A 16170-nucleotide genomic window follows, 5' to 3' on the forward strand; every position below is an offset into this window, starting at 1 on the left:
GACGGCCTTTAAATTATTCTGGACTATTCATTTTAAATGTATCCATAAATGCAGTTGTATAATCTCCTGCAATATATTTTGGATCATCCATTAATTGTCTGTGGAAAGGTATTGTAGTTTTCACACCTTCGATTACGAATTCATCCAAAGCTCTGCGCATTTTGCTGATAGCTTCTTCACGAGTTTGCGCCGTTGTAATTAACTTAGCAATCATAGAATCGTAGTTTGGCGGAATGCTATAACCTGAGTACACGTGAGTATCTAAACGAACTCCATGTCCTCCTGGCATATGAAGCGTAGTAATTTTTCCTGGTGAAGGACGAAAATCATTATAAGGATCTTCAGCATTAATACGAACTTCAATAGCGTGTAATTGTGGAAGGTAGTTTTTACCAGAAATCGGAATTCCAGCTGCAACCATAATTTGCTCACGGATCAAATCATAATCAATAACTTGTTCTGTGATTGGGTGCTCCACTTGAATACGAGTATTCATTTCCATGAAATAGAAGTTTCTGTGCTTGTCCACTAAAAACTCTACAGTTCCAGCTCCTTCATATTTAATGAATTCAGCAGCTTTTACAGCAGCTTCTCCCATTTTTGCACGAAGTTCGTCTGTCATGAAAGGTGAAGGTGTTTCTTCAGTAAGTTTTTGGTGACGACGTTGAACAGAACAATCTCTTTCAGAAAGGTGACATGCTTTTCCGTAAGAATCTCCAACAACTTGAATTTCGATATGACGTGGCTCTTCAATAAGTTTTTCCATGTACATTCCGTCATTTCCAAATGCAGCAGCAGCTTCTTGACGAGCGCTTTCCCAAGCTTTTAAAAGCTCTTCTTCTTTCCAGATTGCACGCATTCCTTTTCCGCCACCACCAGCGGTAGCTTTCATCATAACTGGGTAACCAATTTCTTTAGCTACTTTTTGTGCATGTTCGTAAGATTCTAATAATCCGTCTGAACCTGGCACACAAGGAACTCCTGCAGCTTTCATTGTAGCTTTTGCAGAAGCTTTATCTCCCATACGGTCGATCATTTCTGGAGCAGCACCGATAAATTTAATTCCGTGCTCTTGACAGATTTTTGAGAATTTAGCATTCTCAGAAAGAAATCCATAACCTGGGTGAATTGCATCTGCATTTGTAATTTCTGCAGCTGCAATAATATTTGACATTTTCAAATACGATAAGTTACTTGGAGGAGGGCCAATACAAACCGCTTCATCAGCAAATTTAACATGTAAACTTTCTGCATCGGCTGTAGAGTAAACTGCAACAGTTTTGATTCCCATTTCCTTACATGTACGAATTACACGTAGTGCAATTTCTCCTCTATTCGCAATTAATATTTTTTTAAACATCTTACTTTAATTAGATAATTAGACAACTTTGATAATTAGATAATTTTAGATGATTAACAAAATTTCTTACGCGAATCAATCTAAAATCTAAAATCTAAAATCTAAATTTATTTATGATGGATCTACTAAAAATAAAGGTTGATCAAATTCTACTGGAGACATATCGTCAACAAGAATTTTTACAATTTTACCAGAAACTTCAGATTCGATTTCGTTGAATAATTTCATTGCCTCAATTACACAAAGAACATCTCCTTTAGCGATTGTGCTTCCAACTTCTGTAAAAACTGGTTTGTCTGGAGATGGTTTTCTATAGAATGTTCCGATAATTGGAGATTTTATAGTGATATATTTAGAATCGTTAGTAGCTGTTGCTTCTGGAGTTACATTTACAACTGTTGGAGCTGTTGCTTGCGGAACTGCCGCTTGAGGTAAAGCTGCCTGAGTTGGCAATTGCTGTACATAAGTTGCCTCAGTTACATTTGTTTCTAAAGTTGTTCTGATAGTGATTTTTACATCATCCATTTCTAACTTCACTTCTGCAACGCCCGAATTTGCAACAAATTTGATTAGGTTTTGAATTTCTTTTAAATCCATAATGATTCGTTTTTAGTTTTAATTTATTTCTTATCGTAAGCCCATTTTAAATAGATAGATCCCCAAGTGAATCCACCACCAAAAGCGGCAAAGATAATGTTATCTCCCTTTTTAAGCTTATCTTCAAAATCAGCTAATACTAATGGTAAAGTTCCAGAAGTAGTATTTCCGTATCTTTCGATGTTTACCAAAACTTTAGAATCTTCCAATTCTAATCTTCCAGCAGTAGCATCAATAATACGTTTATTTGCTTGGTGCGGCACCAACCAGTCGACGTCTTCATTTGTCAAGTTATTTCTTTTCAAAATCAATTCGCTGGCATCTGCCATATTAGTTACAGCATATTTGAAAACTGTTTTACCATCTTGCACGATATTGTGCTGTCTGTTTTTTACAGTATCTTCCGAAGGTGGAATCAAAGAACCTCCCGCAGGAATTTTAAGGAAGTCGCGTCCTACACCGTCACTTCTTAAATATTCATCTTGCAAACCTAAACCTTCATAGTTTGGTTCAAAAAGTACTGCACCAGCTCCATCACCAAAAATGATACAAGTTGCTCTGTCTGTATAATCTACAATTGACGACATTTTATCTGCACCAATTAAAAGTACTTTTTTGTAACGTCCTGACTGAACATACGCAGCAGCAGTTGACATTCCGTACAAGAAACTTGAACATGCAGCTTGCAAATCATATGCAAATGCATTTGTTGCTCCGATTTCTGTAGCAACATATACTCCTGTAGAAGCCACCATCATATCTGGTGTTGCAGTTGCCATAATAATCATATCAATCTCAAGCGGATCAATATTTGCTTTTGCAATCAAATCCTTTGCTGCTTGTATAGCAAGATACGATGTACCTTTATCAGCATCTTTAAGAATTCTTCTTTCTTTAATTCCTGTTCGAGCGGTAATCCACTCATCATTGGTATCAACCATTGTTTCTAGTACTTGGTTCGAAAGAACGAAGTCAGGAACATAAGCTCCAACAGCGGTAATTGCGGCTGTGATTGTATTCATTATATTCTATTATTTTCCTTTCAAATTAATGATAATTTGAAAAATTTTTAAAAGACTCGAAAATTACAAAAAAAAACGTAACGAATTTGTCTATATTTTCCTAAAAAACGAAAATTATAACCAACAAAAAAAACTCTCACTATGTGAGAGTTCTAGTATAATTTACAAAAACGTATTAAGCAACCGCTTCAGATTTATCGATAACAACTTGCCCTCTGTAGTACATTTTACCTTCATGCCAGTAAGCTCTGTGGTATAAATGCGCCTCACCTGTAATAGGACATGTAGCGATTTGAGCTACAGTAGCTTTGTAATGTGTTCTTCTCTTATCTCTTCTTGTTTTCGAAGTTTTTCTCTTAGGATGTGCCATTTTACTATATTATTTATCCGTTAATAGTTTCTTTAATTTTTCCCAACGCGGGTCAATATCTTCTTCTTTGTTACTCTCTTCCTTTTGTTCTTTTACACTCAACTCATTCAGTTTTGTTAAAGTTTCTGTCTGAAGACTTCCATCTTTAACCCCAGGATGAATTCTTTTTTGAGGTACAGAAAGCGCGATCATTTCATAAATATACTGCGCTACATCTATTTCAAACTCTCCGTGCGGCAAAATCAGCAGCTCTTCATTTTCATTATTAAACTCATCTCCAAAACGAACAATTAATTTCATTTTCCCTTTAATAGGTAAATCAAAATCTTCGCCTGTTAGATCACATGGTACATTTACTGTTCCTTTGTGTTTGAATTCTAATTCTAACATAGTACTTTTCTTATCGAAAAGTAAATTGACTTTAATATCTGAATTTTGAAACTCATCGTACTCAAAATTCTTAAAGAACTCGTTATTTATCTGATACTCAAAATGGTGTTTTCCTAGTTTTAATCCTACGAAAGGAATTAAAAATTCTTTTGTTTTGCTCATTTCAACATCAATTTGAACAATTCAGTTCTAAAACTAGATATCTGAATTGGGGTGCAAAGATATAAAATTATTACAAATCTAATAATCTTATTCACCTTTTTTTGTTTATAACTGTTTTTCTTTTATTTTAAGAGGTTTTTGGCTAATCTCCTCATACTGATTACGCGAGCGATAAATATCTATCGCAAGGTAGATTGCTTCTTTAAATGAATTGTAATCTGCCATATCTTTTCCAGCAATATCATAAGCTGTGCCGTGGTCTGGAGAGGTTCTCACCTTATTTAAACCTGCTGTATAATTCACTCCTTTTCCAAATGATAATGTCTTAAAAGGAATTAATCCTTGATCATGATACATTGCCACAATAGCATCGTATTTTTCATATTGACTGCTTCCAAAAAAGCCATCTCCAGGAAATGGACCAAAAACCATCGTTCCAGAATCGAATATTTTTTTCAAAACAGGCTTCAAAACCAAATCATCTTCTTTACCTATAACACCACCATCTCCGCAATGAGGATTTATACCTAAAACTGCGATTTTTGGTTTTACTATACTAAAATCTTGAACTAAAGATTTTCTTATTGTCTCAATTTTTTTAGTAATTAATTCTTCCGTTAAATGAGAAGCGACTTCATTTAAAGGAACATGATCTGTAATCAAACCTACTCTCAAATTATCCTGAACCATCATCATAAGCGCGTCGCCTTCTAATTGTTTATCTAGATAATCTGTGTGTCCAGGGAATTTAAAATCCTCAGACTGTATATTGTATTTATTTATAGGAGCTGTTACCAAAACGTCTATTTCATCATCTTTCAAAGCTTTTGTCGCTGCCGTAAAAGATTTTATAGCATACTCTCCTATTTTAGGATCGTTTACACCAAAATTTATATCAACTCCTTCTCTCCAAAGATTCAAAACATTTATTTTTCCAGGTATAATCTGGTCCAATTTATCAATTCCATGAAATTGAACTGTCGATGTAAAGCTTTTTCTAACGAATGAAAGAATTTTAGCATTTGCAAAAATAACCGGCGTACATAATTCCAACATACGAGAATCCTCGAATGTTTTCAGTATAACTTCGCTTCCAATACCGTTTAAATCTCCTACCGAAATTCCAACAATTATATTTTCTGCTTTTTTATTCATGAGCTCAGTTTATTTATTACTAATTTTGATGTGCAAATTTAGTAAAATAAAACTACAATGTTTACAGGAATTATAGAAACACTTGGCAGGATTCACGAAATTCAGAAAGACCAAAACAATCTTCACATAACAGTTGACTCATCAATTACCCACGAATTAAAGATAGACCAAAGCGTTTCGCACAACGGAATATGCCTTACAGTCGTTGCAATTAAAGATTCTCTTTATACTGTAACTGCAATTGACGAAACTATTCTAAAAACAAATATTGGCGACTGGAAAACTGGCGATATTGTAAATCTGGAAAGAGGAATGAAGCTTGGCGACCGTTTAGACGGACATATCGTACAAGGTCACGTAGACCAGACAGGAACTTGCATCAAAATCGAAGAAGCAAACGGAAGTTGGAATTATACTTTTGAGTACGACAAAAATTTAAACAATATTACAATTGAGAAAGGCTCGATTACCGTAAATGGAGTAAGTCTTACTGTAGTAAATTCTAAAACAAATGAATTTAGTGTTTCAATCATACCATATACTTATGAGCACACTAATTTTAAAGATTTCAAAGTTGGAACAAAGATCAACCTTGAATTTGATGTAGTCGGAAAATATATTTCTAGACTTTATTCGATCAACAAATAACGTTTTCCATTTTTCATAAAAAAAGCTTCAATTTAAATTGAAGCTTTTTTTATTTGATTTTTATATATTACGGTAACGCCTAAAGCCAAACCGCAGATTACTAGAAAAACAATATTCTGATCTATTGGCATGTCTGCCTCGCAATTGAGGGGAGGCGGACAATCCTCGTCTGTAGCCTTAGCGGCCATTGGTGTTGGAGGATTCGTAGCAGTTTCCGCAGATGCTAATAAAACATTTAATAATAAGGCAATTACTAAAAATGGGGCTTTTAGATCTTTCATAAATTCAAGCTATTGCTTTACAGCAAGTCTAGATAATTATTAACAAATATTCTTTAATGGAAATTTCGCACAATGCATTTCCACCTCCAAAATCTGGAACAAAAGTATAAGTTTTTTGCATAAAACCAACTTTTAAATCAAAAAAGGAGAAGCAAATTTTAACATTTCTTTTAAAAATTTCCAGCATTCCTTTCAGAAATCCCTTTTACGGGGTTAAATCTCTTTTTCACAACCATGTACAAAAAGCATACGATTATAAGAATTTCCTGATTTTGGCAAAAATACATTTTTTTTACTCAGTGAAAAAAATTTCACAGTTACATTTACGTTAAAAAAAGAAGTTTGGATTCCAAATTATAAATACATTTAAGAGAATGTTCTCAAATTAATATATTTGTAGAAATAAATTTAACCCTTTCTAAAAAATCAAATTCAAACTCACAACCCAATAAGCAAATGAAAAACCAATATACAGTCGGAAGTTTATACGCAGGCGTGGGAGGTATTTGTTTAGGTTTTGAAAATGCTGGCTTTAAATTAGAATGGGCAAATGAATTTGACAAAAAAGCCTGCGTTACTTATAGAAATAATTTTGAACACACTCTTATTGAAGGAGATGTAATGCAGATCGACGTTAAAGATCTCAATAAAATTGATATTCTCACTGCAGGGTTTCCATGCCAACCATTTTCTCTTGCTGGGCACAGAAAAGGTTTTAAAGACAGTAGAGGAAATCATTTTTTCAAAATATTAGATTTTATTGATGAAATGCGCCCTAAAGTGGTTTTTCTAGAAAATGTCAAAAATCTAAAAGGGCACGACAAAGGAAATACTATGAAAGTAATTCAGCGCGAAATCAAAAAACGCGACTACACTTTTGATTCTGCCATATTAAACACCAGAGATTTCGGAAATATTCCGCACAACCGCGAACGAATTTTCATGGTTGCTTTTGATAAGAATTTCGTAAAAAAAGGTTTTAAGTTTAATTTTCCCGACAAAGAAGAATTAACAAAAAAAGTTACCGATTTAATTACAAAAGAAAAAGTCGATAAAAAATTCTATTACACCGAAGACAAGTACATGTACAATATGCTGAAAGAAGCGGTTGTACGAGAAGACAGGATCTACCAGTTTAGAAGGCAGTATGTGCGAGAAAACAAAAAAGAAGTCTGCCCTACTTTAACAGCAAATATGGGAACTGGCGGCCATAATGTTCCAATTATTACAACCGAATTTGGTTTTAGAAAATTAACTCCAAGAGAATGTTTTCGCTTTCAAGGTTTTCCAGATCATTATAAACTACCCAAAATTTCAAATTCTAGCCTTTACAAACAAGCGGGGAATTCGGTAAGCATGCCTGTTATAGAAAGAATTGCTTCTGAAATATTCAAATGCATCGAAAAAGCAGAAGCCAGACAATTAAAAGCTGAAAAAGTTTAAATACTCAAAAGCATTATTGTCCCTTCAATTTTTGCCAGACAAACTTCTAGATTTTTTTCAATTTCCTTACTCCAAAATCTTAAAATAGTCCAGTTTTCTGAAATTAGAAAAGCATTTACTTCTTCGTCACGCTGAATATTTCTTTCAATTTTCGGAATCCAATATTCACGATTCGTTTTAATTCTGAATTGCTCTGTTTCCCAATTTTTTCCATGAAAGAATTCGCTATCCACAAAAATGGCAATTTTATATTTGGCAAAAGTAATGTCAGGCCTTCCAAATACCTTTTTATTATTTTTTCGGTATCTGTGACCCAGTTTCCATAATGCTTTAGCAAGCCTTACTTCGCCTTTTGTTGCAGTACTTTTTATCGCCTGCATAGTTTTCCTCCTCTGTTCGGGAGTCAATCTATCCATCTGAAGATTAAATTTGTTTCGGATGGATAAAGTTAAGGCATTTTAGAAGAATAAAAGTTCAAATATTTAAATGCAAAAATTTCAATTTTCACATCCCAAAAAGTGCTAAAAACAAAACAGCCTTTACATTTCTGTAAAGGCTTTGTGTTTCTAAAAGAGTGGCTCCAACTGGGCTCGAACCAGGGGCCTATTAAATTTTTGTTATAGCTTTTTGAATTATAATTAATTTATGTGAATTAAAAAAAACTTACTTTATTCATTTTATTATCATCATGAACTGCTTCATAAATGATATTTACTCTGTCAAAATATGTAATTTGTATTAAATCTTTTTCTTTAATTTCCCTATAGTCTTCTTGCTCAACATAAATTCTTTTCTTTTCATTATTAAAAGTATTAATTAAAAATATCTTGAAATATTCTGAATTAGATGACGGCTCATATGTATATGTGAGAATGTCTTTATTTTGCACTTCAAATTCAGCCTCTATTCGATCAATATTACAGGTGTTAATTTTTCTATTCAGAGAAATAATGCTGTATATTGAATTAAAAATCAGAAATCCTAAAATTGACAACATAATGATTAATACAATTTTCACAATTGCATATTCAATCCAATTTATAAATAAACAATAAAGAAAAGCAGAAAAAAAAGAGAATAAAATAAAATGACAAGACTAGAGTTTCTAATAGTTTTATTAAAAACTTTGCTAATGAACAACATCTCTTCTTCTGTAATTTTCCTTGTTTTCATCTTTAAAAAAAGCTAGTTCGCTTTTGATTTGGCAATTATTTACAATCATCATTCATAACATCACCATAATTTCCAATTTCTTCTTGAGAAAAAACGTGAATATTCCAATTCTCGATTATTGTAAACAGCTTCTATACTAATATTTACTATCTCAAAATAAGTAATTGTTATTACTTCCTTCTCTTTTATTTTTTTGTAATCTTCCTCACTTATATAAATTCCTTTTTTTTTATTATTTTCATCTATAAGATATAATCTAAAATAATGACTATCAGAAGCGGAATCTGAAGTATAGGTATAGTTATCTTTTCTTTGAATATTAAAGTCCTCTGTAATTTTATATATTTCCTGATTAGTAATTCTTTTATTGATAATAATTTTTCCATATAAAAAATTTAGAATTACTAATCCTAAAACAGAAATAATATAAACAGATATTAAATTATCTGGATGATTGTTGAATACAAACAAGCCAATAAAAAAGATTAAAAAATAAATTGGTAATAATAGAAACATTAGAATAAAAGGCATTACAATTAATGACTTCCATAAACTTTTATTAAATGTTTTTTTTACAAAATCAACTTCTTCAATTTTAATTTTCTCTTTTATCATTTTTATTATCTGCCTTTAAACACCTCTAGTCCCCGTCTTTTGGAAGGCAAAATAGACAATTTGCAGTTTTTATTTCCAACGCACAGAATGAGTTCTTTATACTTTAAACATATTTTTTCATTTTTTCAAATAATGGTTTTCATTAAAAATCAAAAAAACGGTATCATTTTAGTAGCTTTTAAATTTATTATTTTTCCATTACCATAAAATACTTGCCTATAGTTTTTTAACAGCAACATTTTTTCTGTATTATTAATTTGCTGTTTATTAAATTTCATTTTTATAATTTGGGGTTAATTAAAGAATGTTTTTTTCAAATTAATTAACATCCAGCTTATAATTTTTAATGTTTTTTCTCACCAATTTAGTTGCATTTTGCAGATGATATACACCTTCAACATGCTCATCTTCATAATAATAAATTTCATTGTTTTCCCGAAAAACTCTCTTTTTCAAATCCGCCTCACTAACTTTTTCACCTTTTTTCATATTGATACTGAGAGATACTCGCCATGGAAAACCTCTATCATATATAAAAGTATTAATTGTGCCTAAACCATCTAAATTTGTATAAACTGAAAAATCATCTGCGCCATCATTGTTTAAATCACCTTCATTAATAAGTTTTGATTTCTTGGAATCTAATTTCCCTAAAGCAGTCACATTACCTAAAATTTCAGGTGAAAAATTAATATAGCCATTTTTTGGCGATATAAATGCGCATTCTATATTACCATCACCATTAAAATCACCAAATATGGTTTCAACTACTAAATCCTCACTTTTACTTTCAGATACAGTGCGCAAACTATCTTTTTTATATTGCGCTTGTTCTTCGTAAAACATATCGTTCCAATATTTCACTTCTCTTGCCATACTTTCTTTGGCCTCTTTCTTATTTTTATCAATAAGTAGCCTCTTCTCTTCTTTGCCCGAACATGAAGAAATCAAAATAAAAATTGAAATACCGCTAATAAATTTCTTCACCCTAGTTTTTTTATCTTAAATTTCTATTACTTTTAGCTTGATTAACAAGACTCTTAAAATCACATTAATAAATTAGTCAAAGAATTTATAATATTAAAAATTCTTTTCATTTTAATAAATTTCGAATTCTGTTTTCCCTTTCGGCATATAAAAATATCTATTACAAAATAATGTTTCAACTCCGTCTCCTCTTTCAAATTTTGCCCATAGAATGCTATTACCTCTAACTCTAGAATCTTTAGAATTATGCATTAAAGCAACGAGTTTCCCATCGGCAAAAAACACCATTTTATAATTCTCAACAGGTTGCATTTTAAAGGTAGAAAGTTTGTATGCACCCATCAACATCTCCCAAGCATCTGTTATATATTCTCTTGTTTGATATTTAGCCACAAATTGATTTTTCAAATTATCATAAGAAATTTTAGCAATTCCATCATAATCTTTATTCTGATATATTTCTTTTGTTTTATTATACTCAATCAATAATTTTTTTTCAAGAATATGTTTGTCAAATTTGCGAAGGTCTTCTAAATTTTCAAAGTCTTTTATTTCATAAGGTACTGTTGCATTAAAAGTAAAACTTGCTTCATAATATGTTTTGTTTGTTCCCTCAAATTTACTTATTGGATTTCCGTACTCGTTTATTGTGGTCGTAAACGGTGTACGGTAAGACATTACTTTTTTTCCTTCCAGCTCTTTTTTGTCATTGTCTGATTCTTCAATCTCAATATTCATTTCGGTGTCAGAAACCAAAGTAGAAAAGTCTGCAGAGCCTATTTTCCCTGCAGGATACAAACGAAAAGTTACCTTTTGCACACCACTTTTTAAAATATAATTATTTACTTCTAATGTTCTACCCGAAGATTCTTGATTAAAATTTTTATAGACAGGAATATCATTTATCAATATTTCTGAATAACAGGAATTCTGACTAAAGGTTAAGTAATACATAGGTTCATAATCATAATGTTTTACTTCCGACACCAATTTGTTTACGATATTTTTTGCTGTTATTTCTGGATTTTTCATAATAGTTGTTGTTTTATTCTGGCAAGACGATAATAAACTGATAAATAGGGTTGTAATTATAAATTTTGTTTTCATAATGTTTTATTTTTTTGTTTCAGTGTTAAAAAAACAGATTTTGCCTAAAGAATAAGTATTGCTATCAAATAAAGTAAAATTAATCGGCTTACCTTCGTTTGGAGAATATTCATATTTCCCAAATGTATCATTTTCAACTGTCACAGTTCCTAAAAAAGTTCCTTTAAGTCCCGAAAAAATGAGTTTTTTTTCCATAAATAACCCTTTATTATCTTTTTTATTATAACCATATTCAGTTTGAACAAGAGATTCACAAGCCATTTTTAGTGTGATATTTCCGTTAATTTGTGTTTTTAATGGAGAAAACTCAAAGAATTTTTTAGAAAAGTTACCCTCCAAAAGCATTGTGCCTTTTATTCTTTCTTTATAAATAACTGTTTGGTTTTGCACTAGATTACCCAGTTTATCTTTAACAGTATGGGTATTTGTCAATAAATTGTATTGCACACTTTGGTCTATTACAATTTCACCTACTAAACTCAAAGTTGCCGTTAAATTTGTTTTTATAGTCTTTAAAAAAGCTTTTATTTCTTCCTGTTTTTTCTGATTGTCTTTGTGAGTTAGTTTTTGTTTAATTAGTTCTTTTAAATCAAATTTTTTCTTAAAATTTATCGCTATAAGCGGGTCTGCTTTTAGGCCAGCTTCAAAAATTAATGCCAGCCTGTTGTCTAACTGCGTTTTATAATACATACCTGTATTTATTGCAATAGACGGAGGGACTAACTCAGCTCCTGCATCATCTAAATATTTAGAAACTTTTTTTACTTTGCTTGCAATCCTAACCAATCTGCCTTCTAAGTTTTTACCTCTGGTAAGATAAATCATTAATAAATCGATGATAATACCTATCGCTACCAGTTCATAAATTACAAGAGCAGCAATGTACCGAGTAGTATTGTCTTCTTTTATAAAATCTACTTCGTTACCTTTCAAACTTAGAGCTTCTTCCTTTTTTTCAAGAGTTCTATCGTAAATGGCATGTAGTCCTACATCATAAGATTCGGCTTGCTTCTCTACATATGGAAAAAGCACATCTCTAGTTAACCATCCTCCAGGAATTAATACCATTAATTTACCAAATAATGATTCCGTTAATTCTTTGATTTCTTGTTTTATACCTCTTTTTAGGGAAAGCTCTTTTTGATGAAAATAAAAAGGACTTTTATCCTGGTAGTTATACTGAAAATGTCCTATCCAAACGACATCAGGATATGTTTTGATGTGTACTGTAGGTTTAGTCTTGTCTGAATAATAAGCGCAGGAATTGATGTAAAAATAATAATCGTTTGTTATATCACCATAATTAATAGTCTCTTTTGGAAATAAAAACTTACACAAATATTTCACATAATGGTTTTTAAAATCGGAATTGATAATTGAAAAAACAGGATGCTCAATAGTATCACCGTTGTAAGAGGTTATCTTATTGAATGAATACTGCGTATTTTCAATTACATTTTTGTTTAGACTATGTTTACTTTTTCCATCCCTGAAGCAAGCTTTAAACTGTTGATCTGGTATTTTAAGTTTTATTTTTTTTTGACGAGTATGGCTATAGCTTGGTGCAATTATGTCAATGTTTATTGGTTTTGCATTATTACCATAAACTTTAAATAGTAAAGTTGTTCTGCGATTTTGCTCATGTAGGTAATCTGATATATTTTCTCCGGAATGCAATAATCTTGTTTTACCATATCCTTTTGCAGAAATTCTATTTATATCAACTCCGCTTTTAACAAGCGAATCAACAATTGTTTGAGCTCTCTTATGTGAAAGTTTATCGTTATATTCATCAGTACCTCTACAATCTGTATGAGATCCAATTTCCACTGGTAAATAAGGTGATTCTAATAAAAATTTTGTTATCTCATCAATTGTATTTTTTGCATCTTGGCGGATATTGAATTTATCGAAATCATAATGAATTTGTTTTACTGTAATAAAGCGGTCTTTACCTGTAATTTGCTGGTTGAATTTGCCTTCATCAAAAATAGTTACAGGCTCATCATTTTCATACAGAACAATTTTTTTAAAATTACAATGCCCTGCATTTTTCATGTATTTTTCCGCTTCACCAATTTTGAAAGCCGTGACATTTGTAGGTGGCTTAGGAAAACTAGGCTCAATTTTCTTTTTTATCTTTAGAAAACATGCATGTGTAGTTTCGTTATTACTATTAGGAATATATTTTTTTGTTATTGGGTTTTTGACTTTTATATAAAACTGTTCGACGTCTTTAATTTCCTTTATTTTACCAAACCATGTAAAAGTATCTGTAATTGCGATATTTATTTCTCCGTCATTTACATCTACGCTAGTATATACTTTTATGAGTTCGCCTTCATTTCCGTTTTTACGATAAATATCAACAATCAGATTCTTATGTCCGTTAAGCCCTTCAGTATCCAAGTTTAAATGAATAGTCTCTCCATATGAAAAAACATTTGATTTACTAACATCTGGACCATCTATAACCTTACACCACTTGCTTTTTATAATCTTTGATTCACACCATCCCCCTAAAGCAAGTCCTGCTTTTTTTGAGTATTTTAAATTTGGAATACTGGCCTCTAAATAATAAGAATAAGGACCACATAATCTCTTAGGTAGTTTTATACCGTATTTTTGATTACCTAATCTAGTAGTTTCGAGTATACTTTTTCGTGGTTTATAAGTTTGGAAATTCCAAAAAACATTCTCTGCTCTTTCTGCTTTCGTAGTGCCATCGGCCCACTCACTAATTTGAAAATATACAAATTGATCAGCTTGTATAGTAATTTTAACATTAGGAATAGAGTAGTTTGAGACTACTTTACCTTCACCTGTCCACTTTATTCTTTCAATACCTTTTTCCATAGCTTTTCTTTAATGACTAACTAATAAGTTAAACAGTTTCTATATCTAAGTGTTTCAATTTTGGATTACTCATACCTTTTAAATCCAATAATGGATTTATTTGATTTTGTACATCAGGATTAGAATTTTTAAAATTCTGTTCTCCTGGTTCAGTAACTTGTCCATGTTTATCGATTTCGATACAATCAGGCCCACCTATTGGGCAAGTAGCTTTACTATCTTCCAGCAATAATTTCCCTTGATTAGATAGAGTTGTTTTTTCATAAAAACCACTCCATTTTGTAATTGTAGCTTGGCATGGAAGATAGTCACCGCTTCCATTGGGTTGCATTTTGCATTTACCAAAAGTATTTTTCTCTAAAGTCTGCCCAACGTCTTTATCTGTTGCTATTAATTTATCTTTTCCGTCTTTATCGTTAGCATAATGCTTGGTTTGGGTTTTAACCTTAAGCTTATCAAATTTGGGTTCAACACTAAATTTACACTTACACGTAGCGCCTTGCACTACAATATGTTTTTCACTCATGATAGGATATGTTATTTCACTCTAAAAATATCTGCGACTGTTTCTAAAAAACTCTCTGATTTCTTTGCCTCGCCAGCATAAAGAGAAATTTTAGATTTGGGTTTTAAATTATCCTTATCTTGGAGATTGGAAATAGTAATTGTTATTCTTAATGGAACATCAAGTTTAATACTACACTCTAAGAACAAACTATCAACAAGGTATGTGCGAGGATTCAAAAAATAACATGAATTATATTCACCTTGTGCTTTTTCAGGGTTTTCTTCCAACAATGTATCATAAGGAAAATCAGTTTCATTCTCAAAATCTTGCTTTGTTCTGGGATCACTGAGAATTCCTTTTTGCGTTATATTTACTAGATTGTACTTGTCTAGTGTTGGTGAAATTTCTTGTTGAACAAGAAATCGGGTGTCGCCAAAAGTATTACTAATGGGAAAGAAGATGTTTTTTTCAATAACTAATTGATCTTTATATTCAATATTAATTCCATTAAAAAAAGCTCTTAAGAACCAGTTAGATGTAAATGATTCCAAGAATGCATCTTTATCTTCTACTTTTATTTCGAAACGACTTAAACATTCCTCAATTTCCTCTCCTTTGTATTCCTCTAAAATTTTAGGTTTTGTTTTATACCAGCGCTCTTGGATAGTATCATAATTGTGAATATCAATCCATTTCCCTTTTTCATTTACAACAATTTGAAGAGGATAAAAAACACGACTTGTTTTTTCTGCTATTTCATCAGCGATACAGCCTATCTCCTTTTCATCAATATAGACTTTAGAAATCCTATCTACTTCAAAGAAAGAATATTTATTTATATCAGTAGCTAACCACTTAACGCTGATTTCTTCTTTTATAGATTGTTTGACATCACCATTTTCAATAGTGTAAACCCCTAAAAAGCTATTTTTTCCCGAAGGCCTAAAAGGTAATTGATAGTCTTTAGTTGAAAAAAGCACATATTCTAGCGGAATTCCCTCAGGTTCTCCGTTTGCTTTAAGTTTTAAAGGTTTTAAAAGAATAAACTCGAGATGATTTGGTAAATATGCATTTATTACATCTCTATCTTCTATGCAATTGAAGTTGTGATAACTTCTCAAGTCATATAGTTCTATTTCCAATTTATCTGCAACAGATTGCGGTGTATCACCATCTTGTATTTTGTAAGTTTTATGTTTAACCTTACCTAATTCATCTAAAACCTCACTAATAATCATATAAAATCCAAGATTTATTTCGGATTTAAAGATACATCTTTTTCTTACATATCAAAATCAAACACTAAAAAAGAAGGCTTTTTTGAAGAAAATAAAATTAAGCTATTTCTTGTTAATTTTAAATTTCTCACTACCAGTGCTTTGCCTCTCTTTGTACAGATTATTAAAAAGAGAGAAATCAATAATGAGATTAAAAAGCAATTAAAACACAAAACCTAGACGCATCTTGCCCAACAATATTCTAATGTTTGAAAAACA

Annotated in this window: 17 protein-coding genes; 2 read left to right on the forward strand and 15 right to left on the reverse strand. The window is 31.3% G+C overall.

Features of this window, described 5'->3' with window-relative positions; all coding sequences use genetic code 11:
• Nucleotides 1–13 precede the first annotated feature (13 nt).
• The 6 genes from accC to pdxA form a co-directional block, all read right to left on the reverse strand.
• Complete coding sequence (gene accC, locus QLQ96_RS03210; RefSeq protein WP_482494622.1) at nt 14–1360, reverse strand: acetyl-CoA carboxylase biotin carboxylase subunit; 1347 nt, start codon at nt 1358–1360, stop codon at nt 14–16.
• 111 nt (nt 1361–1471) lie between these two features.
• Entirely contained in the window at nt 1472–1957 is a 486-nt protein-coding gene (gene accB, locus QLQ96_RS03215; protein WP_482494624.1) for an acetyl-CoA carboxylase biotin carboxyl carrier protein, read from the reverse strand.
• Nucleotides 1958–1980: 23 nt separating this feature from the next.
• Complete coding sequence (locus tag QLQ96_RS03220; RefSeq protein WP_482494626.1) at nt 1981–2979, reverse strand: beta-ketoacyl-ACP synthase III; 999 nt, start codon at nt 2977–2979, stop codon at nt 1981–1983.
• Between the two features lie 175 nt (nt 2980–3154).
• Nucleotides 3155–3349 carry a 50S ribosomal protein L32 gene (gene rpmF, locus QLQ96_RS03225; protein WP_008465217.1) on the reverse strand — a complete coding sequence of 65 codons (195 nt, stop codon included), beginning with the start codon at nt 3347–3349 and terminating at the stop codon, nt 3155–3157.
• A 9-nt stretch (nt 3350–3358) separates the two neighbouring features.
• Entirely contained in the window at nt 3359–3901 is a 543-nt protein-coding gene (locus tag QLQ96_RS03230) for a YceD family protein (RefSeq protein ID WP_482494629.1), read from the reverse strand.
• Between the two features lie 105 nt (nt 3902–4006).
• Nucleotides 4007–5056 carry a 4-hydroxythreonine-4-phosphate dehydrogenase PdxA gene (pdxA, locus tag QLQ96_RS03235; RefSeq protein ID WP_482494630.1) on the reverse strand — a complete coding sequence of 350 codons (1050 nt, stop codon included), beginning with the start codon at nt 5054–5056 and terminating at the stop codon, nt 4007–4009.
• A gap of 57 nt (nt 5057–5113) precedes the next feature.
• Between pdxA and QLQ96_RS03240 the strand changes: the two genes are divergently transcribed.
• On the forward strand, nt 5114–5704 hold the full coding sequence (locus QLQ96_RS03240) for a riboflavin synthase (RefSeq protein WP_482494632.1): 591 nt from the start codon (nt 5114–5116) through the stop codon (nt 5702–5704).
• Between the two features lie 32 nt (nt 5705–5736).
• Here the strand turns inward: QLQ96_RS03240 and QLQ96_RS03245 are convergent, their stop codons facing one another.
• Nucleotides 5737–5985 (reverse strand): hypothetical protein, encoded by a 249-nt coding sequence (locus QLQ96_RS03245; RefSeq protein WP_482494634.1) that lies wholly within the window; start codon nt 5983–5985, stop codon nt 5737–5739.
• A gap of 456 nt (nt 5986–6441) precedes the next feature.
• Between QLQ96_RS03245 and dcm the strand changes: the two genes are divergently transcribed.
• Nucleotides 6442–7428 carry a DNA (cytosine-5-)-methyltransferase gene (gene dcm / locus QLQ96_RS03250; protein ID WP_482494635.1) on the forward strand — a complete coding sequence of 329 codons (987 nt, stop codon included), beginning with the start codon at nt 6442–6444 and terminating at the stop codon, nt 7426–7428.
• Here the strand turns inward: dcm and QLQ96_RS03255 are convergent.
• From QLQ96_RS03255 to QLQ96_RS03290, 8 genes are all read right to left on the reverse strand, one after another.
• Nucleotides 7425–7844 (reverse strand): very short patch repair endonuclease, encoded by a 420-nt coding sequence (locus QLQ96_RS03255; protein WP_482494637.1) that lies wholly within the window; start codon nt 7842–7844, stop codon nt 7425–7427. The two genes, dcm and QLQ96_RS03255, sit on opposite strands and share 4 nt — an antisense overlap.
• A 236-nt stretch (nt 7845–8080) precedes the next feature.
• Entirely contained in the window at nt 8081–8446 is a 366-nt protein-coding gene (locus QLQ96_RS03260) for a hypothetical protein (protein ID WP_482494638.1), read from the reverse strand.
• 215 nt (nt 8447–8661) lie between these two features.
• Nucleotides 8662–9216, reverse strand: coding sequence for a hypothetical protein (locus QLQ96_RS03265; protein ID WP_482494639.1), 555 nt, complete (start codon nt 9214–9216; stop codon nt 8662–8664).
• Between the two features lie 318 nt (nt 9217–9534).
• Nucleotides 9535–10203 (reverse strand): hypothetical protein, encoded by a 669-nt coding sequence (locus QLQ96_RS03270; RefSeq protein ID WP_482494640.1) that lies wholly within the window; start codon nt 10201–10203, stop codon nt 9535–9537.
• 111 nt (nt 10204–10314) lie between these two features.
• Complete coding sequence (locus tag QLQ96_RS03275) at nt 10315–11235, reverse strand: hypothetical protein (protein WP_482494642.1); 921 nt, start codon at nt 11233–11235, stop codon at nt 10315–10317.
• An 81-nt stretch (nt 11236–11316) separates the two neighbouring features.
• The gene (locus tag QLQ96_RS03280) at nt 11317–14166 is read right to left on the reverse strand and encodes an OmpA family protein (protein ID WP_482494644.1); all 2850 of its coding nucleotides are present in this window, start codon (nt 14164–14166) and stop codon (nt 11317–11319) included.
• Between the two features lie 28 nt (nt 14167–14194).
• Nucleotides 14195–14692, reverse strand: a complete 498-nt coding sequence (locus tag QLQ96_RS03285) for a DUF4280 domain-containing protein (protein WP_482494646.1) — start codon at nt 14690–14692, stop codon at nt 14195–14197.
• Nucleotides 14693–14703: 11 nt separating this feature from the next.
• On the reverse strand, nt 14704–15912 hold the full coding sequence (locus QLQ96_RS03290; protein WP_482494647.1) for a hypothetical protein: 1209 nt from the start codon (nt 15910–15912) through the stop codon (nt 14704–14706).
• Nucleotides 15913–16170 lie beyond the last annotated feature (258 nt).

The organism is Flavobacterium sp. B167r, assembly GCF_056824315.1.